Source organism: Corynebacterium sp. LaCa54, assembly GCF_046717495.1.
Classification (GTDB): Bacteria; Actinomycetota; Actinomycetes; order Mycobacteriales; family Mycobacteriaceae; genus Corynebacterium; species Corynebacterium kefirresidentii.
Genome location: NZ_CP177115.1, coordinates 1920306 through 1946398 on the forward strand (window position 1 = coordinate 1920306; position 26093 = coordinate 1946398).

Here is a 26093-nt window from a genome sequence, read left to right on the forward strand (position 1 = left end):
ACAAGATGAAGAACACATCCGCATCACACAGATTGGAAAACACAATGTGGCCTCTTGATGCCACCCCCACACAGACTATTGGCGCTACGCCCCGCACCGCTTCAGCAGACAATGCCGGCGGTGTCGGCAAGCGCAAGAGCTACCACGCACTCAACGCGCAGCTGAACTTGTTCGACGCTTCTGGAAAAATCCAGTTTGACAAGGACATTCAGGCAGCACAAGACTATGTCACGCACCATGTCGCTCCCCGCATGCATCAGTTCGATTCCACCAAGCAACGCTTGGAATGGTTGGTTGATAACGAGTACTACGAGCGGGATTTCCTTGAGCTTTATGATGACGCCTTTCTGTGCGCCATGTACGACAGAGCACATCGAGTTAAGCATCAGTTCCGCACCTTCCTCGGCGCATTTAAGTTCTTCACTTCATATGCACTGAAAACCTTTGATGGCTCCCGATTCCTAGAAGGCTACGAAGAACGCGTCGCCACCACAGCTTTATACCTTGCACAGGGCGACGAAGAGCTCGCAGAAAAGCTGGTGGATGACATCATGACCGGACGCTTCCAGCCCGCCACCCCTACTTTTCTCAACGCAGGCAAAGCCCAGCGCGGCGAAATGGTCTCCTGCTTCCTCCTGCGAATCGAAGACAATTTGGAGAGCATTGGCCGCTGCGTGAACTCTGCACTGCAACTATCAAAGCGCGGTGGTGGAGTGGCCCTGTTGCTGAGCAATCTGCGCGAATCCGGAGCCCCGATCAAAAAGATTGAGAACCAGGCTTCCGGCGTAGTCCCAGTCATGAAGATTCTCGAAGATAGCTTCAGCTATGCCAACCAATTGGGCTCCCGGCAGGGCGCTGGAGCCGTCTACCTGCATGCGCACCATCCAGATATTCTTCGCTTCCTGGATACCAAGCGGGAAAATGCCGATGAGAAAGTCCGCATCAAGACTCTTTCGCTGGGGGTTGTTATTCCAGATATAACCTTCCGTCTGGCCAAAGAGAACAAGGACATGCATCTTTTTAGCCCGTATGACATCGCTCGCGAGTACGGCGTAGCCATGTCTGACATGTCCATCACCGAGTACTACGACGAGCTGGTTGCCAATCCGCGAATCTCTCACACGACCATTAAGGCCCGCGAGTTTTTCACCACGCTGGCTGAGCTTCAGTTTGAATCCGGATACCCCTACATCCTCTTTGAGGATACGGTCAACCGCGCTAATCCCCTCAAAGGACATATCAATATGTCCAACCTGTGTAGCGAAATCCTCCAGGTCAACACGCCATCGACCTACGGAGCTTCGGGTGACTACACCACCGTTGGCCAGGATATTTCCTGCAATCTAGGTTCGCTCAACATTGCGAAGGCTTTTGAATCGCCGGACTTCGGGGAGACCGTCGAAACCGCAGTGCGTGCCCTCACGAAGGTTTCAGACCTGACGAATATCGAAGCTGTTCCCTCCATCGCTCACGGAAATGCTTCCATGCATGCCATTGGTCTGGGCCAAATGAATCTCCACGGCTTCCTTGCTTCACAGCGTATTCCTTATGGCTGCGCCGAGGCACTGGACTTTACAAATATCTATTTCCTCACGGTGACCTATCATGCGCTCCGCGCATCCCACGCACTCGCGGTTGAAAAAGGTCAACGATTCACAGGCTTCGAAGAATCCACCTATGCCACTGGCGCCTACTTTGACAAATACATCGACCAAGACTGGGCGCCAGCCACTGAACACGTAAAACAGCTCTTCCACGAAGCAGGCGTGCAGATCCCTCAACGCGAGGATTGGCTACGGCTCAAGAATCAAGTGATGCAAGACGGCATCTACAACGCCTACTTGCAGGCAGTTCCACCCACTGGATCAATTTCCTACATCAATGACTCCACCGCGTCCATCCACCCAATTGCCTCCAAAATTGAAATACGCAAGGAAGGCCGCTTGGGGCGCGTGTACTACCCCGCGCCGGAAATGACCAACGACAACCTGGAGTATTTCGATGACTCCTACGCAGTGGGATACGAAAAAATCATCGACACCTACGCCATGGCCACCCAACACGTGGACCAAGGGCTTTCCCTGACCTTGTTCTTTACCGCTGATACCACCACGCGGGACATCAACAAGGCACAAATCTATGCCTGGAAAGCCGGAATCAAGACCCTCTACTACATCCGTTTACGCCAATCCGCGCTCCAAGGAACCGAGGTCGAAGGCTGCGTCTCCTGTGCTTTGTAGGAGCACGGTCCTCCCCCTTGTCTACAACCATTCACTCAGAAAGAAAGAAGCTATGTCGTCAACATCGAATAGTGCTGAACTAACCAGCATTTCAGTTACTCCGCCGAGCTACCGGCATGATCCTTCAGCCCGCATCCGCGCCATCAATTGGAACCGGGTGAGCGATGACAAGGATCTTGAAGTGTGGAACCGTCTAACCGCCAACTTTTGGTTGCCAGAGAAGGTCCCGCTTTCTAATGATCTCCCGGCGTGGCAGAAGATGACACCCGAGGAACGCAACCTCACCATGCGGGTGTTCACGGGACTCACCACCCTGGATACTGTCCAGGCCACCGTGGGTGAAATCTGTCAGATTCAAGATGCCCGCACCGAACACGAGGAGGCCGTGTATACCAACATCGCCTTCATGCAGTCAGTCCATGCCCGTTCATACTCTTCAGTGTTTTCTACCCTGAGCAGTACAAAGGAAATTGATGAAGCATACCGCTGGGCGGTGAATAACGACCTTCTCCAGGCACGCGCCAAGAAAGTTCTCGCGCACTATTTTGGGCCGGATCCACTCAAACGCAAGGTGTCATCGACGTTGCTTTCCTCGCTGCTTCTCTACGCGGGTTTCTATCTTCCCTTGCACTTTTCTGTCCACGCCACCCTGACAAATACGGCAGACATGATCCGCCTCATTCTGCGTGACAAGGCAGTGCACGGCTACTACTCGGGTTACAAATATCAGCGCGGTCTGGAATCCACGACCCCGCTACGGCAGAAGGAGATGCATGATTTCACCATTTCTTTGCTCGAAGAGCTTTATGCACTAGAGCTGGACTATTCCGGCGAGCTATATGAGCCTTTGGGACTCATGGATGATGTAGCCGTGTTCGTTCGCTATAACGCCAATAAGGCACTCATGAATTTGGGCTACCCGGATTATTTCCCGCCCGAAGAAACGGAAGTGAACCCAGAAATCCTCGCGGCCCTAGCCCCCGGAGCAGATGAGAACCATGACTTCTTCTCCGGATCTGGTTCCTCCTATGTCATTGGTACTGCTGAAGAAACGAGTGATGATGACTGGGATTTCTAAACCTTTTCCGCGACCGGACCAAGGAAGCTGGCTTGAGACCATCGCGCTGTTTGAAGCCATCCGCGAAGGAAACCAACCCGCAGCCATGCGGCTGTTGAATACATCCGCCGCACGAGAGGCCGTCCTCGGGGGGCTTCTAGGACTCATCGAACTGTACTTCCGCCATGAAGAAGGAGACAAAGTAGATGGCTTCCTCACCGCCGCCCACGCTGCCGGCCCACCACCGGCCTTTGGCTGCAAGCCTTTTCTCCCTTGACCACGTCTCCCTACACCCAACTAAGAAAGAAGGTTTACCATGACCACCCCACGTATCAGCGTTATCGTCGGCAGCCTGCGCCGAGAGTCATTTGCACGCAAGATTGCACACGAGGTGCTCACGATGATCCCTGAAGGCTACGAGGCAAACATCGTGGAAATCCGTGACTTGCCGCTCTATGACTTCGACTACGATGACCCCGCCGTCACGGACAAGCCCACTCCGGCTGAGTACACCACCTTTCGCGAGACCATCAAGAACTCGAGCGGGATCCTCTTCATTACGCCAGAGAACAACCGCACTATCCCTGCCTGCCTCAAAAACGCAGTGGACATCGGCTCTAAACCCAACTCAGATGTGGCGTGGAAGAACCTTCCCGCAGGTATCATTAGCCACTCTGTAGGCCGCATGGGCGGCTACAGTTCACAGAAGAACCTTCGCCTCGCTCTGTCCTACTTCGACATGCCGCTCCCTGGTCAACCCGAAGTATTTCTGGGCCAATCCCCCACCCTTTTCGAAGAGTCCGGACATCTCAATCAACGTACCGCAGACTTTGTCAAGGATTACGTTATGCGCTTCCTGCAGTTGACCGACGAGGCCTTTAGAGCCAAGAACGGCTAGCGGTATCCCCAGCCAACACACATCACGCCCTCTTCGAAGTACTCAAAGACTCCTAGAGGGCGTTCACAATGACACAAACCCCGGATTCAGGCTCATCCTTGAGTTACCTGAATCCGGGGTTTCATGCGCGCTCGCCACCACACATGTGGCAGCAGCGCGTTACAAGCGGGAGATTACTTCTCCTCGGAAGCTTCTGCAGCGTCCTCTTCTTCGATTTCACCGAAGTACTGGTCAACGTCAACCTTATTGCCCTCTTCATCCTTGACGGTGGTGCGGCAGATAGCGGCAGCCAGTGCCTTGCCACGGCGCACGTCAGAGAAGAGGTTTGCGATCTGGCCGTTGGACTGCAGCTGCTGGATGAACTGGTTCGGGTCCATGCCGTAGGACTGAGCGGTGAACAGGATGTGGTCGGTAAGCTCCTGTTGGGAAACTTCCGGCTCTTCCTTTTCTGCTACGGCGTCGAGGAACAGCTGAGTGCGGACGGACTCTTCTGCCTGCTCACGAGTCTGCTTATCAAACTCCTCGCGAGAAGTGCCCTGTGCCTCAAGCAACTGAGCCAGTGCCTTCTCATCGTGAGCCAGCTGGCCCAGAATCTGGTGCAGTTGGGAGTGAGCCTGCTCGTCCACTACGGACTGCGGCAGTTCGAATTCGACCTCGGAGAGCGCGGACTTCAGGACCTCATCGCGAATCTGGGCAGCCTGCTCAGCCTTCTTGGTCTCCTCCACCTGGGTCTTGGTGGATTCGCGCAGTTCATCCATGGTGTCGAACTCGGAAGCCATCTGAGCGAACTCATCGTCCATAGCCGGCAGCTTGCGCTCCTTGGACTGCTGGACGTGAACCTTGATGGTGGCCTCTTCGTCCTTGTGCTCGCCAGACTGGATGGTGGAAGTGAACTCGTTATCCTCACCGGTCTTCATACCACGCAGGGCGGTGTCCAAGCCCTTGATGAGGTCATCGTCACCGATGCGGTAGGACAGGCCCTCGGTGGAAGCGTCCTCAATCTTCTCGCCGTCAATCTCAGCGGTGATGTCGATGATTGCGTAGTCGCCGGTCTTCATCTTGCGCTTGGTGTCCTTGAGCTCACCGAAGCGCTCTGCCAACTCCTCCAGAGCCTTGTCGACGTCCTCTTCGTCAGCCTTCAGGGCCGGGACGGTAACGGAGATCTTGGAGAAGTCTGGGACCTCGAACTCAGGGCGGATATCAACCTCGGCGGTGAACTCCACGAAGTCTTTATCCTCAATCTTGGAAATATCAACGTCCGGCTGGCCGATAACCTTCAGATCGTTTTCCTTGACTGCCTGCTCGTAACGGGAAGGCAGCATGTCATTGACGACCTGCTCCAGGATGGGGCCGCGGCCGAAGCGAGCGTCAATAAGCTGGCGCGGTGCCTTGCCCTTACGGAAACCTGGAATAGAAACCTGCTGCGCGATTGCCGCGTAAGCTTGATCGATTTCCTGGTCCAGCTCCGCAAACGGAACGTTGACGGTGAGCTTAACGCGGGTATCGCTCAGCTTGTCTACGGTGGTCTTCACGAGTGAATCTCCCTGGCTTCATTGTTTTACGTACATAAACTTAAAGGGGGTCCGGAAATCCTTATTAGGGCATTTCCAGACCCCCATACGTCGGGGCGACAGGATTTGAACCTGCGACCCCCTGCTCCCAAAGCAGGTGCGCTACCAAACTGCGCCACGCCCCGTATGTAGGCCACCAAGTTGCCTTGGCTGCGTTGCATACCTGAGACAGTGTACCGTGTCCGTTTTAAATCTCCTAAACGGACCCCCACTTAAAGGCATCCACGCAGCCCAGCGGCCGATTTTGACAGTGCTTCAGCTAGAAATCGAAATCAAACATTCCATCAAAGAAGCCGTCACCGTCGCCGTCAGTTAGACCATCGAAGAAGCCGCCGCCATCATCGCCGCCACCAACGTCGCCAGCATCACCGGCGTCACCACCCACGTCGCCAGCGTCACCCATGCCATCGGGACCGCCCCAATCGCCGCTTTCTGCAGCAGCCGCAGAGTAGCCAATGCCCGACATGCCGGAGAAGAGGGCATTAAACATCATGGAGTAGCCCACCATCCACACGCCGGTGTGCAGCGCATCGGCCCACCATGGACGGGAGTACCAACCTGCCGGAACCGGACGCCCTGCCACGATTCCACCCGGGTAGTAGTTGGGAGTATTCGCAGAAGCATATGGTGAGGCCGTAATCTCTTGGCCATTCGCTTCGACCGTACGCTCTTCCGTCACCTTGCCAGCCGCACGCTGCCCCTCCAGCGGCGGGAGTTCTGGGCCTGGGTTCATGCCCATAATTTCGCGCGCGGCATTCACATAATGCATGCCTTCCAGGGCCGACTCACGCGCCAAATTCGCCTGCTTGGCGGTAGTAGCACGCGAAATCGCCGCGTTAGCTGCAGTGAACCGTTCAGAAGCATCAGCCATCGCTTGCTGGGAGGCAGAATCCGTGCCAGAAATCTGCATTACTTGGCCACCCAGGCGTTCAATCCACCGACGTGCATCAGCCTGTGCATCGGCCAATTGCTGTGCCTCGCGTTCTTCCCGACGTTTGTGAGAGCTACGGGAGGAAAGAAACCAGACGCCTCCACCAATTGCCAGCGCAACGAGCAAAATTCCCACTATGATCATCGCTTTCTATAGATAGATCCGTTCCTCTTATAACAACGGCTCAGGCGCCAGCCTAGTTCCCTATTTTCTTTTTTGGCCGCGGTTGCGCTAAAGTATGGCCCAGCGTTGATATAGCGCGTTGTGGGAATGTCGTATAGTGGCTAATACCTCAGCCTTCCAAGCTGAAGACGCGGGTTCGATTCCCGTCATTCCCTCCAGTTTTCGCCCACCTCTAGGTGGGCGATTTTTCGTTTTCCACCCATCATCATCGGATGTTCACGGTATACGGCGAAAACATGCGACGAAGTGTAAGGTGGCGCGCATGACTTCAACCAATAAGTATTCCGAGTTTATTCGCAGCCGCCATTCGCCCCGCGCGTTCCTGCCAGAACCCATGCCGGTAGAAGACATCAAGCAGGTTTTGCTGGATGCTCAATCCGCACCGTCCAACTCCAATACCCAACCGTGGGACGTGCATTTGGTGGGCGGAGAAAAGCTCAAGGAACTAAGCGCCGCGCTTATTAAGGAATTCGACACCAACGGGCTCAGCCCAGACTTCACCACCGATTATGGTGAGGGTATCCATCCCAAGCGCTCCCAAGAGCTAGCCGCCAAAATGTACGGCCTCCTGGGCATTGAGCGCGAGGACAAAGCAGGTCGCGTGGAATTCATCCGCGAAAACTTGCGCTTCTTTGGCGCACCCCATGCGGTACTTCTCTTTATCCCGCCGATGGGTGACCGCATTCGCGCCGCCTTTGACCAAGGAACCTATACCGAAAACTTCCTGCTTTCTTTGGAAGCACACGGCTACCACGGCATCCCACAGGGGATGATTTCCTTGATTGCGCCAACCGCGCGTGAATTCCTCGGCGTAGACGAGGACTACAAGCTGGTCACCGCTATTACCTTTGGTAAAGCTGATGAATCGAGCCCGGTCTTTAAAACGAATCCAGGCCGCGCGCCACTTTCGGAAACCGTGACAGTTCACGGCATCGATGGCCTCGACCTCGATTAGCCCCCGCCCCATCAGGAAGCTACTTTCAACGATTTCGTCCATCTAAACCACCGCAACCGTCGACGAGACAGGCGATCTGTGGGGACGAAATCGTTGAATCGCCTCGGCAAGCCTAGAATTATGGCTATGGATATCACTCTTGCGACCTTTGACCATGCGCCTGAGACTGCACTGCGGGGCGTACGCTTCAATAACACGTGGGTGCCGTCGGAGACGTACGCTGATTCCCGCCGCGGCACGCTGACTGGGCAGTATCCGCAACGCCAAGCCACCACGCGCATTAGCGAGGTTTTTGCGGGCGTCGGTTATGAGGTGCGCGAGGATACGCAGCCGGCCGGTAGCGATGTCTTTCGCTTGCTAGAGCAGCCCAGCCTAGAAGAACTCAACGACGTCAATGGCGTCATCGCCGTCTGCTCGCTACTAGGTGGAAATTCACCTATGTCGGTGTTGTGGCCGGGTGTAGCCGAAAGCGGGGAGAATAATGAGTTGGTCTCCCCTATTGACTTAGCGCCTACGCTCGCTGCCATTGCCGGCCTCGACGTGCGCCCTAATGCGCAACTATCCTTTGATGGATTGAACTTGGTGCCGGTGCTGCGGCACGGCGCCTCGGGGCACGCAGCGTTGTTCTTTGACAATGGAGTGCGCATGATTGATGCCTCGCTTATCGACGACACCGCTACCCCGCCCCATGAGCGTGCCCGCCTGCAGGATGAGTGGGAGACGTGGAATAAATTCATCACTCTCGGCCCGCTGCAATAGATAGGTAGTCTGGGGCGCATGAGCGTACCTAAAATCACCCTTAATGACGGCAATACCATCCCGCAGCTGGGCTTTGGCGTGTTCCAGATGGATCCGGAGCAGACCGAAGATCTGGTAGCTGAAGCCCTGCGCGTGGGTTATCGCCATATTGATACCGCCGCTATCTACGGCAATGAGGAAGGCGTAGGACGGGCTATTGCCAAGTCTGGCATTCCCCGCGAGGAGCTTTTTATCACCACCAAGCTGTGGAATGACCGCCAGACCGATGCTGCTGCAGCGCTCGATGAGTCCTTGGAAAAGCTCGGCTTGGAGTATGTGGATCTTTACCTCATCCACTGGCCTACACCGGCAAAGGGCACCTATGTTGAGGCTTGGCAGCAACTCATTGATCTGCAGAAGCAGGGCAAGACAAAGTCCATCGGCGTCTCCAATTTCGAGCTGGAGCACCTGGAACAGCTGGAGCTCAAGACCGATATAAAGCCTGCGGTCAACCAAGTCGAGCTTCATCCTTATCTGCAGCGCTGGCGGGAGCTGGACGCCTTCCGCGCCCACACCGTGGCTATCGAGGCATGGGGCCCGCTGGGGCAGGGAAAGAGCGATATCCTGGATGCCCCTGAGGTCACCGACGCCGCTGCAGCGCACGATGTCAGCCCAGCGCAAGTCATCATTCGTTGGCACCTACAAAATGGCGTCATCCTCTTCCCCAAGTCTGCGACGCCCTCACGCATTGCGGAAAACTTTGATGTCTTCGGCTTTGAACTAACCGAGGAGGAGATGGCTGCCATCACCGCCTTGGACGAAGGCGAAGAGGGACGCGGCGGGCCGCACCCGAATGACATGAATGATGCCTAAGGCTTAGCGCCTTGGCTATGCCTGGCCGAAACACAAAGAAACGCCGCGGAACCACCTTTGTTCCGCGGCGTTTCGTTTCTCAAGGCTTAGGCCTCGGGCAGCTCTGGGGCGATGCCGGTGCGCTCGTACTGCGCCAAGATGTCGATGCGGCGCTGGTGGCGCTCCTCACGGGACCATTCTTGATCCAGGAAGGCGTCTACGATTTCCAGTGCCTGCTGCTCGGTGTGCATGCGGCCGCCGATGCCGATGAGCTGGGCGTTGTTATGCTCGCGGGCAAGGCGGGCGGTCTCGGCGGACCAAGCCAGTGCACAGCGGGCTCCCTTGACCTTATTGGCGGCAATCTGCTCGCCATTGCCGGAGCCGCCAAGCACAATGCCCAAGGAACCCGGATCATTGACGGTGCGTTGTGCCGCTTCGATGCAAAATGCCGGGTAATCGTCCTCGGCGTCGTAGGTGTGGGCGCCGCAATCAATGACTTCGTGGCCCTGTTTAGTGAGGTGTTCAGCAATCAGGTTCTTGGTTTCGAAACCTGCGTGGTCTGCTCCTAGATATACGCGCATGGCCCTTATCCTACCGGCCCGGCGCGCCTTGAGGAGTCTTAGCGCCCGCCCTGTTTCGCATTACAAATTCCTGATAGGCTCGCGGACAAGCATTTTCGCGATAAGAGAGGAAAGCTATGCCTATAACCACCCGGATCCTCGCGCTATACGGCGGAAGCCTTCTAGCCTTCCTAATTATGCTGGGCGTTATGGTATCCGGCGGCGGAGGCTTCCTCCTGCCGCTTATCGCCAGCACCCTAGCAACGTTGGCGCACGTGGGCTTGGGCATATGGTGGATTGCGCAGAAGGTGCGCGGGAATCCGCGGGCAAATGGGGGCGCTATTGCGGCCGGCATTATCGCGCTCCTCGCCGGCGTCTCATGGGCTTCCTGGGTACTTGTTGCGTGGGAGGACTTTCAGGCCGGCATGGAGCTTCCCGCTATCAATATCGCGGGTCTGCCGGCATTTATTTTGACCCCACTGACCATCGCGCTGTGTGTCGGCGCCGCAATTCAGCTGCGCCAGCACGAAACGCGCTCCCAGTAGCTACAAGAAGCAGATTCTTTGGGTGGAAGCTCTTTCTTTGCCTTTAGGCTGCCGACAAAGGTCAGCTCCGGGACCGCTTACCGTCGCTTTAAACTTAGAAATCAGACGATTCATATCCAAAAGAGGACTGCAATGGCGAGGGATCAAGTAGCCTAAGTAAAGTCTGAAACTCTCTCCCAAAGGACTAAAGCATGAAAAAGCTACTCCCTATTCTCGTTACAACCACGCTTTTGATATCAGCATGTAGCGATTCAGGCGAAAGCTCCGAGACCACTTCCAGCACGACCAGCAGCAGTCCGTCGAGCACCGCCACGTCCTCTACGACTAGCTCGACTAGTAGCGTCACTACCTCCTCATCTAGCGAGGTTACGCCTCCACCAGAGGTTGAAGAACCTGACGAAGAGGATGAGCACGACGATGACGATCTCCACGTACACGATAATCCGAACGCTGCATTGGGCGACTCAGATGAGGAAGAACGAGCTAAGCAAGCTCCTGCAGAGAAGACCGTTTCCTCTTGTGGAGACCCTTCGATTCATGAACGCGGCACAACGTTTTTCTCGGACGGCACCTCCGGCTGGACTCAACAGTGCTCAGATGAAATGGCTCCACAAGTTGCACAGCAATTCGTAGCACCGCCGGCCGAGCAACAAAACGACCCAGCACCAGCCGGTGGTGGATCTGGTCGAACCTGCGCCGAAATTGGGCACAAAGTCTACCCTGGCGACCCTGACTACTCGCCAGCACGGGACGCCAACGGCGACGGTGTGGGCTGCGAATCCTATCCGGGATAATGCATTCCCTGATTTACGCGGAGAATTAAAGACTTAGTAGGGGCAGGCAAAGGAGACGCCCCCTTACCTTCCAGCATCCCCTGATGCTTCTCGGCTTAACGCTGCTGAGTTCGTCATGCAAAACAATTTCGGTCCCGCGAATCCAGCAGCAAGAGTGGGCTATTTAGCCCTTATATGCCTATGGCGAAAGGATTTGACTCACCAGCGACTTCTACTGGAGCGTTTGGTGAGTCATGATTCTTGTTTTGGCTTAGTTCTCCTCCACCTGCGGCATCTCGGTGCGGGAGCGCTTAAGTTCGAAGAAGTAAGGGAACTGGGCAAGGCGCAAGGAGGCGTCGAAAAGCTCGCCTGCTTCTTCCCCGGTAGGGACGCGGGTAATGACCGGGCCGAAGAACGCGGTCTCCCCCAGCTTGATAACCGGGGTGCCCACCTCATCACCCACGGAAGAGATGCCATTGTGGTGGTATTCGCGCAGCTTCTCGTCATAGTCTTCGGTATTGGCTACCTCGGCGAACTCGGCCGGAAGCTCCACTTCTGCAAGCGCCTGAGCGATGATGTCATCATAAGCACCAAAGCCAGTTCGTCCGCCATTGCCCTTGGTGTGAACCAGGGTGCCCATAGCGGTGTACAGCTCGTCGACCTTTTCTGGACGCTCGGCCTTAACCTTGGCAAAGACGCGGGCCGGGCCCCAGTTAGCCTTCATCATGTCCATGTAAGTGGGGTCTAGATCACGGCCATCGTTCAGCACGGACAGGGACATCGGCTCGAACTCGACCTCAATATCGCGTACCTTTTCTACTTCCTTGATCCACCGCGAGGTGGCCCAAGCGAAGGGACAAGATACGTCGAACCAGAACTTTACTGCGTCAGCCATGATTGCTCCTTTGATTGATAAAAGTTTGCCCCACCAGCCTAGGCGCGCGACTACTGTGGATGCAGAACTATTTTCGGCACAGAAGGAGAATATATTCTATGACCTCCGTAAACCTGACTCGCACGGAAGCGGTTGAGCGCTCCCGAATGATTGAGGTGGGCCATTATGATGTCACTTTAGACCTCAAGTATTCAGATACCCATTTCCTTTCCACTACGAAGGTGAGCTTCACCTCGCGCGAGATTGGCTCCACCTTCATCGATCTGCGCGCCGAGGAAATCCAAGAGGTGCGCCTCAACGGCAATCCGCTGCCCACGAATTCTTATAACCCCACCTACGGCATTCCGCTTTCCGGCCTCCAAGTGGCCGACTACACGCTAGAAGTCACCGCGAAGATCCCGTATTCGCGCACCGGCGAGGGCCTGCACCGTTTTGTCGATCCCGCCGATGACAAGGTCTACCTCTATACCCAATTTGAAACCGCCGATGCCAAGCGGGTCTTTGCTTGCTTTGACCAGCCGGATATGAAGGCCACCTACGCGCTGCATTTCAAGGCGCCGGAGGATTGGACCGTCATTAGCGATGGGCCAGTGAGCTGGGAAGGAGACGTGGCCAGCACGGCTATCGACTACCCACTATCGACCTACCTGGTAGCCCTGTGCGCCGGTCCCTACCACGAGGTCACCGATACCTGGCGCGGCGAGCTGACCGCACACCCAGAGGGCAAGCCGGCCCAAAAGCTCGAGGTACCGCTGGGCATCTACTGCCGTGCTTCGCTCGCCCACGCTTTAGATGCTGAGCGCTTATTTACGGAGACCAAGCAGGGCTTTGATTTCTACCACCGCAATTTCGGCTTCCCCTACCCCTTTGGCAAGTATGACCAGATTTTCGTGCCGGAGTTCAACGCGGGTGCGATGGAAAATGCTGGGTGCGTCACCATCCGCGATGAGTACGTCTTTACCTCCCAGGCCACGCACTATAAATACGAACGCCGTGCCGATACCATTCTGCACGAATTGGCCCATATGTGGTTTGGTGATCTGGTCACCATGCAGTGGTGGGACGATTTGTGGCTCAATGAGTCCTTCGCCACTTGGTCGGCGGCCATTTCCCAAGCGGAAGAGACCGAATACGATACCGCGTGGGTAACCTTTGCCAACGTAGAAAAGTCCTGGGCCTACCAGCAGGATCAGCTGCCTACCACCCACCCGATTTCTACCGATGCAAGCGATATCGAAACCGTCGAGCAAAACTTCGATGGCATCACCTACGCCAAGGGCGCTTCGGTGCTGAAGCAGCTCCAAGCTTATGTTGGCCGCGAAAACTTCCTGGCCGGGGTCCGCCGTCACTTCGCCGCCCATGCCTGGGGCAATGCCACCTTTGATGATCTGCTTGGCCACCTGGAACAGGCCTCCGGCCGCGATCTTTCCTTCTGGGCGCAGCAGTGGCTTAAGACTTCCGGCATCAACACTCTGAGCATAGCGCTCAATGCAGATGAGTCCGGCACGATTACCCATGCCTACCTCTCCCAGCGCGGCGATACGCTGCGCACCCACCGCGTGGCGGTGGGCCTGTATAACCTGCAGGACGGTCAGGTGGTGCGCACCGATCGCATCGAGATGGATGTCGATGGCTCCTCCACTGAGATTCCAGAGCTCATCGGCCGCCAGCTAGCAGACATTGACTTCCTGCTGCCCAATGACGATGACCTGACCTACTGCCTCATCGAATTGGACGCGGGTTCCCTGCAATTCCTGCTGGATAATATCGATAAGTTTGCTGATCCTATGGCCCGCACCCTGTGCTGGTCCACCGCCTGGGAGATGACCCGCGCCGGCACTATGCGGGCCCGCGATTTCATCCAGCTAGTTGCCCGCGGTATGCAGGCCGAGACCGAGCTTGCCGTCCTCGAGCGCATTGTTTTGCAGGCCTCGAACGCGCTGAAGAACTATGCCGATCCACGGTGGGCCGCGCAGAGCACCCTGCTTGCCGACGCCCTCCTCGACGGCGCCCGCAGTTCCGATGCCCAGCGCTCCATCATCTGCACCCAGGCGCTGGCGAAAATTCGCCTGCACGATAGCGCGCGTGACTACCTGCGCGGCGTGCTCGAATCATCCGCGGATGCAGGGCAGCGTTGGTCCGCGCTCGCGGCACTTGCCGCCGATGGCGCGATAGAGGACGTCCCCGCTGCCGCGGATGCGCAACTGAAGCGGGATAATTCCGCCACCGGCTACTACTCTTCGCTGCGCGCTCGCGCCGCGGTGGCAACTGCGGAAAACAAGCGCGCGGTATGGGAAGAAATCGTGGCGGGTAACCTCACCAACCGCGAGCTGACCTCCAAACTTGAAGGATTGCTCTATCCGCATGGCGATACGTTCCTTCCCACCGCGGAGTTCTTCGATATCGCGGAAAAGGTGTGGGCTTCCCAATCCTCAGAGGTGGCTCTGACCACAGTTACCGGCCTCTTCCCTTCCTGGGACATCACCCGCAAGGGCTTGGACAGAGCCGATGCCTTCTTGCAGAAGGACCTGCCCGGTGGTCTGCGTCGTACAGTCACCGAGCAGCGCGACCGCGTGGCCCGCGCGCTACGCAACCGCCAGGTGGACGCTGGCTAGGCCGGCTTTCCTGCGCCGCCGTCCCGGGTTTGTACGGGTTGTGGCGCAGGATCCTCGCCCAAGACCACTTCTACATTGGCGATATCAGAGCGCAGCGACTCTTCGATATAGGCAAAGACCACGCCGGTCTCATTCTTCAGCAGCCGTACGAACCGCAAAAGCGGGTGCGATCGGCTCACGCCCAAGAGTTTCTGTTCTTCTGTGCGAGCGGTAGCGGCGCTCATACTCTCGCGTTTGAAGACCGGCTGGAGGCCATAGCCTGCCAGTATGTCTAGGATGGGCTCGCGCAGGTCGTGCTGATTGAGCTCGGGAGCCATGTCCACTGGGATGGTGTAGCGCGAGACGATGACGGGCTTACCATCGACGATAAAAAGGCGTTTAATATCCCACGCATAGGTGGCATCGTTCACGCCCAGGGCCGCTGCCACATGTTTGGGCACATGGGTTTTATTCACGGAGACCACCCGCACGGTGATTTCGTGCCCACGCTCGCGCAGTTGAGTGGCGATGCTGTCCTTTTTGGTCAGGCTCAGTGTAGGGGGAACCGTGCGCACGTAGGTGCCGCCGCTGCGCCCACGGCGGCGATCAATAAGGCCTTCATCTTCCAAAATGTCTAATGCATGGCGCACGGTCATGCGCGCAACATGAAATTCTCGGACCAATTCGCGTTCGGTAGGAAAACGCTGACCAGGCTCTAATTCATTGCGCTCGATCTTGTCACGTAGGGCATCTGAGATAAGGAGATAGGCGGGCCGTTTTCGGCTTTGGGAAGTCACAGCCCTCGAGTGTAACGGGCGGGCCGAAACCAACCCCCCCATCACTGCATGATGACCTTAATAACACTTGATTTACTACTTGCGCAGAGATAATTCGATTCGCGGCCTGACTTGGATTTCCGTCAACTGCGTGGTGGGCCCAGCCTCTACTACGGTACGAATGGCACGCGCCACCTCAACCGGTGCAATGACCTGGGAGGGATCATAGTCCTGCAGGCCCTGCAGCATCGGAGTATCGGTAGGCCCGGGCGCTACGGTGGAAACGCGGATTCCCGGCTCGGAGATACGCAACCCGTCGGCCAGCGCATACAACGCGTGCTTCGTGGCCGCGTAGACGACGTTATCGCCATAGCTGTGGCGGCCAGCACCAGAGTTAATAAAGACCACTGTGCCTTCGACTTTACGCAGCTGCGGCAGCAAAACACGGGTCACCTCTGCGGGGGCGTGCACGTTGAGGTCCATGTGCGCGCGCCAATTTTCTGGAGTGGCTTCCTCCACGGAGTACTTGGTAGCCCGTGCGGCGGCGTGCACGAGCACATCTACGCGATCCAGCTCCGGCAGCGCCATGCCTTCATCGAGGCCGGCTACTAGGTCGATGGCGATCGGCGTGATGGATTCCGATTTAGGCAGGTCCGCCGCGCTCCGTCCCAGTGCGTACACGTGGTAGTCACCAGCCAAGTCGGCGATGATTTCGCGGCCCATGCCACCGGTGGCGCCGGTGACGACGGCCACCTTGCGCGGGGCTGCGGCCTCTGAGTGTGCTGGTGCGGTGAGATTCTTAGTATCAGTCATGCCGCTCCATCATAGGGATCCTCCGCTGAGGTTGCCGCACCGACCCAATCACCACCTATTGTCGAAAGCGCTTGGGCACATCCGGCTGCCCCAAGGTAAGCATCAAGCGATTGGCCCAGTTAAAGAAGGACGATGCGTAGATGAGGTCCAGAATGGACTGATCATCGAAACCGGCGTTGCGAAGGTCGGTGCATAGCTGCGCATCGAAGGCGAAGGGAGTTTCGGTCAACGCCACAGCTGCGCGACGGATAAGGTCCCACTCTTTAGAACCCAGGTCGGCGTCGATGCCTGTGTCCAAAAGGCGGTCTACGCTGTCACGGTCGCCGCCTTCCTGGACGCACCGTGCCTGGTGCACGGAAGCGCAGTACTCGCAACCGTTGTACCGCGAGGCCACAGTGGCAGCGAGCTCGCGGTCTGCACGGGAGAGGCCGCCTTCGGTGTTATAGAAGATGTCCAAGTCAGTTAGCGTACGCGCCTTCAAAGCCGCGGGATCGCGGGCGAGCAACCGGAAGTACTCGGAATCAATGCGCTCTGGTTTGATGAGGGCGTCGGTATGCGCTGCGGTGAAATCCTCTTTCGCCAGTGCCTCTACCCAAGGCTTCCAGCCCAGGGAGTGGTTGACAAAGTGGTCCGGCAGCACGGTATCGGGTTGCAGGGTATTCGCGGTAACCTGCCAGCTTGGGTCAGCTACCCCGGCTGCACGCTCGGCCGCGGGGCGTGCGGCGCCCTCCTCGCCAGAGAGCACCCGCAGACCGTGGACCACGCGCAGCTGGAAAGCCAAAAATGCCACAAGCTGAGACAGGCTGACAATATCGGTAGCCGACCACCCGGCGGCGTCGAGGTGACCGATGGCCTGCGGGGAGGCGTCCTTGGGGTGGAAGGCCAAAAGGTGCGCCCAGTCAAAGGCAGCGGCTAGGCGCTTTCCGAGCGCTGCCTCCGCAGCAGTTTCGCCAAAAATAAGGAAGTCACCCTGGTAGTAGGGGCCGGTAGACACACCACGCTGGCTTGCGGCGCGCACGGCGGCAACAAGGTCCACATCGGCCTCATCCCCCAGCAGGTCGAAGTAGAAATCTGCTGCCTCCCCCGCCTGGTAGACCGCAGCGCTAAAAGCTGCGACGGCATAGCGCTCTGCATAGGTGAATTCACCTGGCTCTGCAGGCTCAAGCAAAGCGTTAAAGCTCAGCTGCGCATTGTCCTGCGCCTCTTGGCGGGCGCGGCGCAGTTGCTGCACCTCGGCGGAGGCGTGGGAGAGCTCGTTAATAATGTCGGTCATATTCTCAGTCCAACCTTTCTAGGGCTCGGTTTATAGCCCCAAGTTTAGGTCTCCAGCGCGGTAGCGGGAGCCTGGGATGGCGTCAATTAGCTGACGGGTGTATTCGGTTTCTGGGTGTGCAAAAACCTGCGCCGTGGGCCCGGATTCCACTTGTGTGCCGTGGGAGAGCACGGAGACGGTATCGGAAATCTGGTTGACTACCGCGAGGTCGTGAGAGATGAAGATATAGGTAAGCTCCAACTCGCGCTGCAGCTCATCGAGCAGGCGCAGGATCTGTGCCTGTACGGTGACGTCGAGCGCAGAAACGGCCTCATCGAGCACCACAAGATCGGGTTCAATGATCATGGCACGGGCGATAGCCACGCGCTGGCGCTGGCCGCCGGAGAGCTCACGGGGACGGCGGGCTGCCATGGAAGAGTCCAAGGCCACCAAATCAAGAAACTTTTGTGCTTTCGCGCGGGCATCGCGTTTCGAGGCCCCGGTAAAGTTGCGCACCGGCTCAGCGATGGTATCGCCGATACTCAATCGTGGATCGAGCGAGCCAAAGGGATTTTGGTAGACCATCTGGATAGAGCGGCGCAGCTCCCGGCGGCGCTTACCGCGGGCGGTGCTGATATCTTCCCCCGCCAAGCGAATACTTCCCGAGGTAGGCGTGCTCAACAGAGATATGGCACGGCCGGTAGTTGTCTTTCCGGAACCGGACTCCCCCACCAAGGCATGGGTAGTGCCACGGGCTACGGAAAAGTTGATGTCATCTACCGCGGTGAAATCCCCGAAGCGCTGGGTGAGCCCCTCGACTTCGAGCAACGTCTCCTGCTGGGCGGGCGTACTATTCCGCACCGGAGATGCGGTCTGGGAGGAAGTAGGGGCGGTGAGCGAGGGGGCGTCGGCAAGCAGGCGCTTGGAGTAGGCATGCTGGGGATCGGTGAGGACACGGGCGGCTACGCCCGACTCGCGGACGGCGCCCTTTTCCATCACCACAATATTATTGGCGCGGTCACCCGCCACGGCCAGATCATGGGTAATAAAAAGGATGCCCATGGTGAGCTCTTCGCGCATTTCATCAAGGAGATCCAGGATGATTTTCTGCACGGTGACATCCAGCGCGGAAGTAGGCTCATCGGCGATGATGAGCTCTGGCTCCAGTGCCACAGCGGCAGCGATGAGCACGCGTTGCTTCATGCCGCCGGAAAGCTCATGCGGGTACTGATGATAACGGCGCTGTGGATCATCAATGCCCACGCGCTCCAGCAACTCCAGAGCACGCTTCTTCCGGGACTCCTTATCGTCCTGCCGGTGGATGGCCATGCCCTCTTCCACCGAGGCTCCGATGGTCTTGAGCGGATTGAGCGAGTTATTGGGATCCTGCGGAATCAACCCGATGCGGCGGCCACGCAGGGTGCGCCACTGCTTTTGGGAGAAATGGGTGACATCGTGGCCGTCGAAAGTAATGGTGCCGGAGACAATCGAGGCATTGTCTGGCAGCAGGCCAATGGCGGCCATGGCGGAGGTGGACTTGCCGGAGCCGGACTCGCCCACGATGGCGGTCATTTCCCCGGGGTTCACTTCTAGCTCAATGCCGCTGACCGCTTCCATCTCGCCGTGGGCGGTGCGGTACGTAATGGATAAATCACTAATGCTAAGCAGGGACATTAGGCCGCCTTTCGCAGTGTCTGGCTGAGGTAGTTGGCCGCAAGAACCACGGCGACGATAACGATGCCGGGGGCGATGGTCAGCCAGCCGGCGGTGGCAATATAGTCGCGTGATTCAGAAATGAGCAGGCCCCATTCCGGTGTTGGGGGCGGAGCGCCGTAACCAAGGAAGCCAAGGGTGGCTAGCTGCAAAATGGCCAGGCCGAATTGCAAGGCGGCTACGGCGAAGACTGCGGTGAGTGAATTGGGAAGAATATGGCGCACGAGCACCTGGAAGGCAGAGCCGCCGGAGCCGTAGGCGGCCTCGACGAAATCGGAGCCTGCCACACTGAGCACCTGGGAGCGCGCGAGGCGCGCAAAGGTTGCCACGGAGGTAATGCCCACGGCGATGGCAGCATTAAAGATGCCGTGTCCGAGCACGATGATGACGGACAGGGAAAGCAAGAGGCCAGGAATAGACAACAGCACATCCACGATGCGCATGATGACGGCATCTACCCAGCCGCGGCGCACTCCGGCGATAATGCCCAAGACGGTGCCAACGATCAGGCCGAAAAGTACCGCCAATAGCGCGCCGAGTAGGGATTGGCGCGCGCCATAGACCACGCGGGTATAGAGATCACGGCCCACGGCATCGGTGCCGAACCAGTGTTGGAAACTGGGCTGCAGCAGCGCTGTGGTGTCACCGCCCTGGTTAGGATCCTGGGAGGTAAATAGTTGGGGGAACAGTGCACAGAGCACCGCCAGGCCCAGCACAATAAGCGAGATGATGGTGCCCGGGGTGAGCTTCAGGCGTGTGGATTTAAGCTTCATGCTTGGACCTTCTTCTCGTTCTTTGCGGGATTATCAGCGGTGGCGGTGGTGTTGCTGTGCGCGCTATCGTGGTTGCCCTCGCGCAGGCGCACGTCAAGCACTGGGTAGAGCAGGTCCACGATGAGATTGATAAGAACAAAGACGGCCGCGGCCAGCACCACGATGGCGAGCAATACGGAGGTATCGCGGTTGGCCACCGCATCCACGGTCAGCGCGCCAATGCCGTGGCGGGCAAAGACCGCTTCCGTCACCACGGAGCCGCCAACGAGCTCACCAAAGGTAAGGCCGGCCATGGTCAGCGCCGGCAGCAACGCATTGCGCAAAACATTGTGCCACAGCAACCAGGCACCGCTAGCACCCTTGGCACGCACTACCTGCACGAAGGACATATCCATTACCTCATCGATGGAGCGCAGGAGCACCTGTGCCAGCGGTGCGGCCACGAAGATGGCCAAGGTAATCACCGGCAGGATAAGGCTTTGGGCGTCGCTCGCGCCGATAACTGGCACCCATCCCAAGCCAAAGGAAAATATCTGGATCAAAATGATGCCGATCCAGAAGGTGGGCAGGGAAACCATCACAGAAGGCAGGCTGCGGAAGAAGCTACGCAGCCAGGAAAATGGACCAAAGGTGGAGGCGATGGCCACCGCGAAGGCCAAGACTACGCCTACGAGAAAGGCGAGGACGGCCAGCGCCAACGTGGAAGGAAGGGCGTCCGCCAACATCTCCGATACCGCAGTGCCGGTGGCGACGGAAAAGCCGAAATCACCGGTGAGGAATCCACCGAGCGCACTGACGTAGCGGCTTAAGAGCGGTTCATCGGCACCATAAACCTCGCGAATAGCGGCCAACTGCTCGGCGTTGAGCCCTAGGGTCGGGTTGTCATAGCGGGTCGCGACGGCGTCACCGGGCAGCGCCGCCAGAAGAATGAAAGAAAGGGTGAAGGTTGCCCAGATAACCAGCATGGCTTGGCCGATGCGTAGGGCGATAGATTTCAGGCTCATGGATTAGTCCTCCCCTTCTGCGGTGTTGATGTCTACCGCATAAAACGATGGACGGCCGATAGCCTCGGTGCTAAAGCCCTCGATATAAGGCTGGAAACCATATACCTGCGGCTCTTCGAACATGGGCAGGATATAGGCCTGTTCAGAGAGGTAGTCCTGCATGCGGCCGGTCATTGCCAGGCGGTCCTTTTCGCTGCTGAGGTCGAAGTACTCGTCCACCAATTTCTGCAGCTTCTTATCGCCGAAGCTATCGGTCTTTTCGTCATAGTTGAGGAAAGAATTGCGGCCCGTGCCATCTAGCCACGTGGCCAAGGTATCCACATTGGCACGGCCGGTCATGGTGTGGCGTACCTGCACGGTGTCTTGGTCCTTCATGGCCTTCTGCTGCGCGGAGCGGTCGCCCGGGTTGAGGTTGGCCTCGATGCCGACGTTCTTGAGCATCTCTTGGGCCTTGGTGAACATCTCCTTAGAGCGCGGCTGCGGGACTGCCTCATTGAAGGTCACGGACAGGCGCTTGCCGTCTTTCTCGCGGATGCCATCTTCTCCTTCGCGCCAACCGGCTGCATCGAGCAAGCGCTTAGATTCCTCTGGATCGAAGGCATAATTCGCTGCTTGATCCTTATAGCCAATAGCCGTCTTGGCCAGGATCGATGTGCCTTTGGGATAGGAGTCAGAAAAGAGGGTGCTCAGAATATTATCGCGGTCGATGGCGTGAATAATGGCCTGACGCACGCGTTTATCCGCCAAGAGTGGGTGGCGGAAGTGGAAGTGGAAGCTATTGTTTACGCCACGGGTGGGCGCGGCGAAAATCTCCAGGTTTTGATCCTTGAGGTGCTTCTCATCGGGGGCTTCGATCTGGCGAGCAATATCGGACTGCCCCGCCACGAGCGATCCCACGCGCACGGAATCCTCGGCTGCGAGAACAATATTGATGCCCTCAATATCGGCCGGCCCTTGGTGGTCCTTGCGGGCCGGCGGTGCCCAGTCATAGTCCTCCCGCTTTTTGAGCACCAGCTTGGTTCCCAGCTCTTCTTCCTCGATGACGAAGGGGCCCGAACCAGAAATAGCGGTGGCATTGCCCGGCGCGAAGCCGGTGTCATCTAAATCCAGCGTGGCATTAGAAAGCAGGCCCTGGTTCATCACGGAGGTGGACTGAGGAAAGCCTGGGGAGGGCTCACTGAAGTAGAACTTCACCGTGTAATCATCAATAACCTCGGATTTTTCATAGTTGGGCAACTGCTCCGAAGGGGTGAGCATGCGGTCCTCATCGCCTAAAGCGTAGAGGTCATAGTTCTTCTTCACGTTCGCGGCATCCAGGCGGGAGCCATCAGAGTAGGTCACGCCCTTGCGAATCCTAAAGGTGAACTCGGTATTGTCCTTGTTCGCCTTAGGCATCTCCTCCGCAATCCACGGGTGCAGCTCGAGGGTATCCGGGTCCTGCCACAGCAGGCGGTCCGTGATGTTATTGAGCACGCCACCGTTGGGGTAATAGCCGCCGGAGGGGGGATAGAGGTTATTGAACATATTGGGCTCGACGTAGGTGACCATGCCATCTTCCGCGGCATGGGAAGTAGAGGCGCAGGAGGTTAGCGAGAGAGCTAGCGCACCGCTGGCAAAGACTGCGGCCACTGGTCTCAGGAGCCGAGAAAGTTGCTTCATAAAAGCTCGAGTTCCTTTAATTCTTAAGTAGTACTCGCCCATTAGAGCATATCCATACCCACAAATACAAGACTGGACGGTCTACCCTATTACCTGCCATAACAAGGGGAAAGAAACTTTTGTATAGACTGTTTAGTCTATTTAAATACCACCGCTGGGTCCGATGCTCGTGGAAGGGTCTGGATGTGGCACGATAGGTAGTATGTCTACTCCAGCAATCGCAATCGTCGGCATGGGCCCACGCGGCATTTCCATCTTGGAACGCCTCTCCGCCCGCATGGACGATTCCAGCGACCCCATAACCGTCCACCTCATCGATGATGCCCAGCATGGTGCCGGCCGCATTTGGGAAACGGATCAAACCAAGACCTTATGCATGAATACTCGCGCCGGCGCTGTCACCCTTTTCACCGAGCCCGGCTCCACCGTGGACGCCCCCGTGCTCGAGGGGCCCATCCAATACGAGTGGATTCAGCTCCTGCGCGGCGATGGCGACAATGTCTCCGCCGCCAAGCGCGAGCTTTTTGAGAAGTATCCTCCGGCCGCACATATTGCCCAGGACTACCGCGAAGAACTTGCCGCTACCCGCCCCGAATCCAACCCCTCGCGCGCGCTGTATGGCGAGTACCTACGCTGGGTCTATGACGTGGTCATTGCACGTCTGCCCAAGAGCATTTCCACCGTGAATCACTTCAGCCGGTTGGAGACCATCAAAGAGGATGCTCACCAAGACGTCCTCCACCTATCTGATGGCTCCGAGGTGCGCGCCGATGCCACGGTACTGGCCTATGGCTGGATGGTTCCGGAGTACAACGAGCAGGAAAAGCAGCTGGCGGCTTCCGGCCTGAACTGGATCGCTCCTAATAACCCGGTAGAGCAGGACTATGCCGCTATCCCCGGCGGTGAGGACGTGCTGGTACGCGGGCTGGGCATGGGCTTTTATGACATCATGGCGCTGACCACCATCGAGCGCGGCGGCACCTTCGTGGAGGATTCTTCCACACGTTCCGGCCTGCGCTATGAGCCCTGCGGCGACGAGCCCAACTTCATCATTTCCTCCGGCCGCGGCTACCCCTACCACCCCAAGTCCGAATACGGTGAGCTGCCGCCCACCATGCCACGCCGCCGTCTGAAGAATGTCATTGCGGAGCTCAGCGGCACCCATGACATCGACTTTGACTCCCAGGTTTGGCCCGCTATCGCCCGCGATAGCTACGAGGCCTATATCACCACTTTGGAGCGCGTGCGCCCGGATTCCTTGCTGCGCCCGCGCGCTGACATTCTCGAGGTCATCGATGCCACCGCCCCGGATGAGCTAGGCGCGGCTATTGCGCCCATGGTTACCGAGCCGTGGGACATGAACGATCTCATGTACCAAATTGCCGGGTTTACCGGGGACATAGATGAGCTCACCGAGCATATTGCCCAGTCCATGGAAAGCGATATCCGGGAGGCCTCCGCCGGCCACGACTCCCCCATCAAGGCCGCGCTATGGTCGCTATCGCAATCGCGCAAGCCCGCCTCCATCCTTGGCTCGGAGGGCCGCTATACCCGCGAGTCCCGCACCGGCCGCTATGCCCAAGTAATGTCCTTTGGCCAGATGATAGGTTCCGGCCCGCCGCTCTTCCGCGTGCGCCAGCTGCTCGCGCTTGTTGACGCCGACTTGGCCCACTTCCTAGGCGATCACCCCACCCTGGCCATCAAGGCAGATCACTTCACCCTAACCTCCGGCCCACGCTCGGCTTCTGCACCCACGCTTGTCGACGCCTTTATGCACCGCCCCGATATCCGCACCGCCGGCGATTCCATGACCCGCTGCCTGGTAGATTCCGGCCGCGTTCGCCCCTTCCCCGATCACGGACAACCCACCGGTTCGCCGGAAACCGATGGGACGACCCGCCGCACCGTTCACCCGAACGGCGAGCTGGATGCGCGCCTGCACATTGTGGGCATCCCCACCTATTCCCAGTGGCCGGATACCACTATTTCTCCGATGCCGGGAACCGACCCACTCATGTTGCAGGAAACCGATAAAACCGCCGGTTCCCTCCTCGCCGTGGTGCGCTCCTAAGCCACCACCGCGCTAAGGGCTCGGTCCCGGTCCTGGCCCCGGTCCCGCGGCCTATAGCGCGTCGAGGGCCTGCTTCAAGTCCGCGAGCAGGTCATCGATATCTTCGATTCCGATTGAGATGCGCACCATATCATCTGGCGGCACCAGCTCGGATCCTTCCGCGGATACGTGCGTCATATTCTTCGGGTGCTCGATGAGCGATTCCACCCCACCCAGCGATTCCGCTAGACAGATAAGCCGCGTATTGAGGCAGATCTGCTTGGCATGCTCCGCGCTATGAAAGCGCACGGACATCATGCCGCCAAATCCGCGCATCTGCTGTGCTGCCAACTTATGCCCTGGGTGATCTTTCAGCCCTGGGTACAGCACCTGCTTTACCTCGGGGCGGCCCTGCAGGAACTCTGCCACCTTTTGCGCATTGGCGCAGTGGCGATCCATCCGCACCGAAAGAGTCTTGATTCCGCGAGCCGTAAGGTAGGCGTCGAAAGGCGAGCTCACCGCACCCACATTGCCTTGGAAGTAGAGCAGGCGCTCGTCCACGTGGGCATCATTAGTAACCACCGCACCGCCCAGTACATCGGAATGCCCACCCAGGTACTTGGTGGTCGAGTGCAACACATGGTCCGCGCCGAGCTCCAATGGGTTCTGCAGGTAAGGCGTAGCAAAAGTATTGTCCACTAGGACCTGCGCGTTGCCCTTAATCTTGGCCACCGCGGCGATATCGGTGATATTCAACGCCGGATTGGTGGGCGTTTCCAACCAGATGAGCCTGGTATTGTCCTGGACCGCCGCGGCTACTGCGGCGGTATCGCTGGTATTAACGATGGACATCTCCACGCCCCACTCAGTGAAATCATTCAGTAGCCGGTAGGAACCACCATAGGCATCATTACCCAAAATGACGTGATCCCCTGGGCGCACCAAGATCCGAATCAGCGTATCGGCGGCGGCCATGCCGGAAGAGAACACGCGGGCATACTCAGCGCCCTCTAGCGCCGCTAGAGTGCGTTCGAGCGAGCGCACGGTGGGGTTTGCCACGCGTCCGTATTCGAACCCGCCGCGCAGCTGCGCTAAGCCATCTTGCGCAAACGTGGTTGACGCATAGATCGGCACATTGATAGAGCCCATGTGCGGGTCTGGGTGGTAGCCGCCATGGATGGAACGGGACGTAAAGCCTTGAGCGAGGTTCTGCGTGCTGCGTTCTGTCATAGCAACACAGTCTAGACCAAGCTGTTCACTT

The 26093-nt window shown here is 57.9% G+C and carries 23 protein-coding genes and 2 tRNA genes; 12 read left to right on the plus strand and 13 right to left on the minus strand.

Features of this window, described 5'->3' with window-relative positions:
• The first annotated feature begins 44 nt into the window (after nucleotides 1–44).
• The 4 genes from nrdE to ACLI1M_RS09335 all read left to right on the plus strand — a co-directional run bounded on the left by nrdE (nucleotide 45) and on the right by ACLI1M_RS09335 (nucleotide 4195).
• The gene (nrdE, locus tag ACLI1M_RS09320) at nucleotides 45–2240 is read left to right on the plus strand and encodes a class 1b ribonucleoside-diphosphate reductase subunit alpha (RefSeq protein ID WP_005324048.1); all 2196 of its coding nucleotides are present in this window, start codon (nucleotides 45–47) and stop codon (nucleotides 2238–2240) included.
• A 52-nt stretch (nucleotides 2241–2292) separates the two neighbouring features.
• Nucleotides 2293–3318 (plus strand): class 1b ribonucleoside-diphosphate reductase subunit beta, encoded by a 1026-nt coding sequence (gene nrdF, locus ACLI1M_RS09325; RefSeq protein ID WP_023020918.1) that lies wholly within the window; start codon nucleotides 2293–2295, stop codon nucleotides 3316–3318.
• An 85-nt stretch (nucleotides 3319–3403) separates the two neighbouring features.
• Complete coding sequence (locus ACLI1M_RS09330) at nucleotides 3404–3574, plus strand: hypothetical protein (protein ID WP_005329175.1); 171 nt, start codon at nucleotides 3404–3406, stop codon at nucleotides 3572–3574.
• Between the two features lie 39 nt (nucleotides 3575–3613).
• The gene (locus ACLI1M_RS09335) at nucleotides 3614–4195 is read left to right on the plus strand and encodes an NADPH-dependent FMN reductase (RefSeq protein ID WP_005324045.1); all 582 of its coding nucleotides are present in this window, start codon (nucleotides 3614–3616) and stop codon (nucleotides 4193–4195) included.
• Between the two features lie 173 nt (nucleotides 4196–4368).
• Here the strand turns inward: ACLI1M_RS09335 and tig are convergent, their stop codons facing one another.
• From tig to ACLI1M_RS09350, 3 genes are all read right to left on the minus strand, one after another.
• Complete coding sequence (gene tig, locus ACLI1M_RS09340; RefSeq protein WP_023020916.1) at nucleotides 4369–5727, minus strand: trigger factor; 1359 nt, start codon at nucleotides 5725–5727, stop codon at nucleotides 4369–4371.
• 90 nt (nucleotides 5728–5817) lie between these two features.
• Nucleotides 5818–5891, minus strand: a tRNA-Pro gene (locus ACLI1M_RS09345).
• Between the two features lie 134 nt (nucleotides 5892–6025).
• Nucleotides 6026–6841, minus strand: a complete 816-nt coding sequence (locus tag ACLI1M_RS09350; RefSeq protein WP_023020915.1) for a hypothetical protein — start codon at nucleotides 6839–6841, stop codon at nucleotides 6026–6028.
• A 122-nt stretch (nucleotides 6842–6963) separates the two neighbouring features.
• Here ACLI1M_RS09350 and ACLI1M_RS09355 point away from each other — a divergent pair.
• The 4 genes from ACLI1M_RS09355 to ACLI1M_RS09370 all read left to right on the plus strand — a co-directional run bounded on the left by ACLI1M_RS09355 (nucleotide 6964) and on the right by ACLI1M_RS09370 (nucleotide 9446).
• Nucleotides 6964–7038, plus strand: a tRNA-Gly gene (locus ACLI1M_RS09355).
• 104 nt (nucleotides 7039–7142) lie between these two features.
• Nucleotides 7143–7835 (plus strand): nitroreductase family protein, encoded by a 693-nt coding sequence (locus ACLI1M_RS09360; RefSeq protein WP_023020914.1) that lies wholly within the window; start codon nucleotides 7143–7145, stop codon nucleotides 7833–7835.
• Nucleotides 7836–7961: 126 nt separating this feature from the next.
• Nucleotides 7962–8594 carry a hypothetical protein gene (locus ACLI1M_RS09365; RefSeq protein ID WP_259825362.1) on the plus strand — a complete coding sequence of 211 codons (633 nt, stop codon included), beginning with the start codon at nucleotides 7962–7964 and terminating at the stop codon, nucleotides 8592–8594.
• 18 nt (nucleotides 8595–8612) lie between these two features.
• The gene (locus ACLI1M_RS09370) at nucleotides 8613–9446 is read left to right on the plus strand and encodes an aldo/keto reductase (protein WP_023020912.1); all 834 of its coding nucleotides are present in this window, start codon (nucleotides 8613–8615) and stop codon (nucleotides 9444–9446) included.
• 86 nt (nucleotides 9447–9532) lie between these two features.
• Here the strand turns inward: ACLI1M_RS09370 and ACLI1M_RS09375 are convergent, their stop codons facing one another.
• Nucleotides 9533–10006, minus strand: a complete 474-nt coding sequence (locus ACLI1M_RS09375; RefSeq protein ID WP_340440750.1) for a ribose-5-phosphate isomerase — start codon at nucleotides 10004–10006, stop codon at nucleotides 9533–9535.
• A gap of 176 nt (nucleotides 10007–10182) precedes the next feature.
• Here ACLI1M_RS09375 and ACLI1M_RS09380 point away from each other — a divergent pair, with 176 nt between their 5' ends.
• Entirely contained in the window at nucleotides 10183–10530 is a 348-nt protein-coding gene (locus ACLI1M_RS09380) for an MFS transporter (protein ID WP_340440751.1), read from the plus strand.
• Nucleotides 10531–10721: 191 nt separating this feature from the next.
• Nucleotides 10722–11324 (plus strand): excalibur calcium-binding domain-containing protein, encoded by a 603-nt coding sequence (locus ACLI1M_RS09385; RefSeq protein WP_411706536.1) that lies wholly within the window; start codon nucleotides 10722–10724, stop codon nucleotides 11322–11324.
• A 250-nt stretch (nucleotides 11325–11574) separates the two neighbouring features.
• On the opposite strand, the gene ACLI1M_RS09390 is transcribed toward ACLI1M_RS09385, so the two are convergent.
• Nucleotides 11575–12198 (minus strand): DsbA family protein, encoded by a 624-nt coding sequence (locus ACLI1M_RS09390; RefSeq protein ID WP_239204967.1) that lies wholly within the window; start codon nucleotides 12196–12198, stop codon nucleotides 11575–11577.
• A 98-nt stretch (nucleotides 12199–12296) separates the two neighbouring features.
• Between ACLI1M_RS09390 and pepN the strand changes: the two genes are divergently transcribed.
• Entirely contained in the window at nucleotides 12297–14813 is a 2517-nt protein-coding gene (gene pepN / locus ACLI1M_RS09395) for an aminopeptidase N (protein ID WP_411706537.1), read from the plus strand.
• Here the strand turns inward: pepN and ACLI1M_RS09400 are convergent.
• The 7 genes from ACLI1M_RS09400 to ACLI1M_RS09430 all read right to left on the minus strand — a co-directional run bounded on the left by ACLI1M_RS09400 (nucleotide 14810) and on the right by ACLI1M_RS09430 (nucleotide 22782).
• Nucleotides 14810–15589 carry a GntR family transcriptional regulator gene (locus tag ACLI1M_RS09400; protein WP_200288721.1) on the minus strand — a complete coding sequence of 260 codons (780 nt, stop codon included), beginning with the start codon at nucleotides 15587–15589 and terminating at the stop codon, nucleotides 14810–14812. The genes pepN and ACLI1M_RS09400 overlap by 4 nt on opposite strands.
• Nucleotides 15590–15664: 75 nt before the next feature.
• On the minus strand, nucleotides 15665–16381 hold the full coding sequence (locus ACLI1M_RS09405; protein WP_200288720.1) for an SDR family oxidoreductase: 717 nt from the start codon (nucleotides 16379–16381) through the stop codon (nucleotides 15665–15667).
• A gap of 55 nt (nucleotides 16382–16436) precedes the next feature.
• Nucleotides 16437–17654 (minus strand): alkylhydroperoxidase domain protein, encoded by a 1218-nt coding sequence (locus ACLI1M_RS09410; protein WP_200288719.1) that lies wholly within the window; start codon nucleotides 17652–17654, stop codon nucleotides 16437–16439.
• Nucleotides 17655–17684: 30 nt separating this feature from the next.
• Complete coding sequence (locus tag ACLI1M_RS09415) at nucleotides 17685–19307, minus strand: dipeptide ABC transporter ATP-binding protein (protein WP_023020904.1); 1623 nt, start codon at nucleotides 19305–19307, stop codon at nucleotides 17685–17687.
• Complete coding sequence (locus tag ACLI1M_RS09420; RefSeq protein WP_200288718.1) at nucleotides 19307–20119, minus strand: ABC transporter permease; 813 nt, start codon at nucleotides 20117–20119, stop codon at nucleotides 19307–19309. Before ACLI1M_RS09420 ends, ACLI1M_RS09415 begins: the two co-directional genes overlap by 1 nt.
• Complete coding sequence (locus tag ACLI1M_RS09425) at nucleotides 20116–21123, minus strand: ABC transporter permease (protein WP_248099447.1); 1008 nt, start codon at nucleotides 21121–21123, stop codon at nucleotides 20116–20118. Before ACLI1M_RS09425 ends, ACLI1M_RS09420 begins: the two co-directional genes overlap by 4 nt.
• Nucleotides 21124–21126: 3 nt before the next feature.
• The gene (locus ACLI1M_RS09430) at nucleotides 21127–22782 is read right to left on the minus strand and encodes a TIGR04028 family ABC transporter substrate-binding protein (RefSeq protein WP_248099445.1); all 1656 of its coding nucleotides are present in this window, start codon (nucleotides 22780–22782) and stop codon (nucleotides 21127–21129) included.
• A 202-nt stretch (nucleotides 22783–22984) separates the two neighbouring features.
• Between ACLI1M_RS09430 and ACLI1M_RS09435 the strand changes: the two genes are divergently transcribed.
• On the plus strand, nucleotides 22985–24853 hold the full coding sequence (locus tag ACLI1M_RS09435) for an FAD/NAD(P)-binding protein (RefSeq protein WP_411706538.1): 1869 nt from the start codon (nucleotides 22985–22987) through the stop codon (nucleotides 24851–24853).
• 51 nt (nucleotides 24854–24904) lie between these two features.
• On the opposite strand, the gene ACLI1M_RS09440 is transcribed toward ACLI1M_RS09435, so the two are convergent.
• On the minus strand, nucleotides 24905–26062 hold the full coding sequence (locus tag ACLI1M_RS09440; RefSeq protein WP_200288714.1) for a cystathionine gamma-synthase: 1158 nt from the start codon (nucleotides 26060–26062) through the stop codon (nucleotides 24905–24907).
• Nucleotides 26063–26093 lie beyond the last annotated feature (31 nt).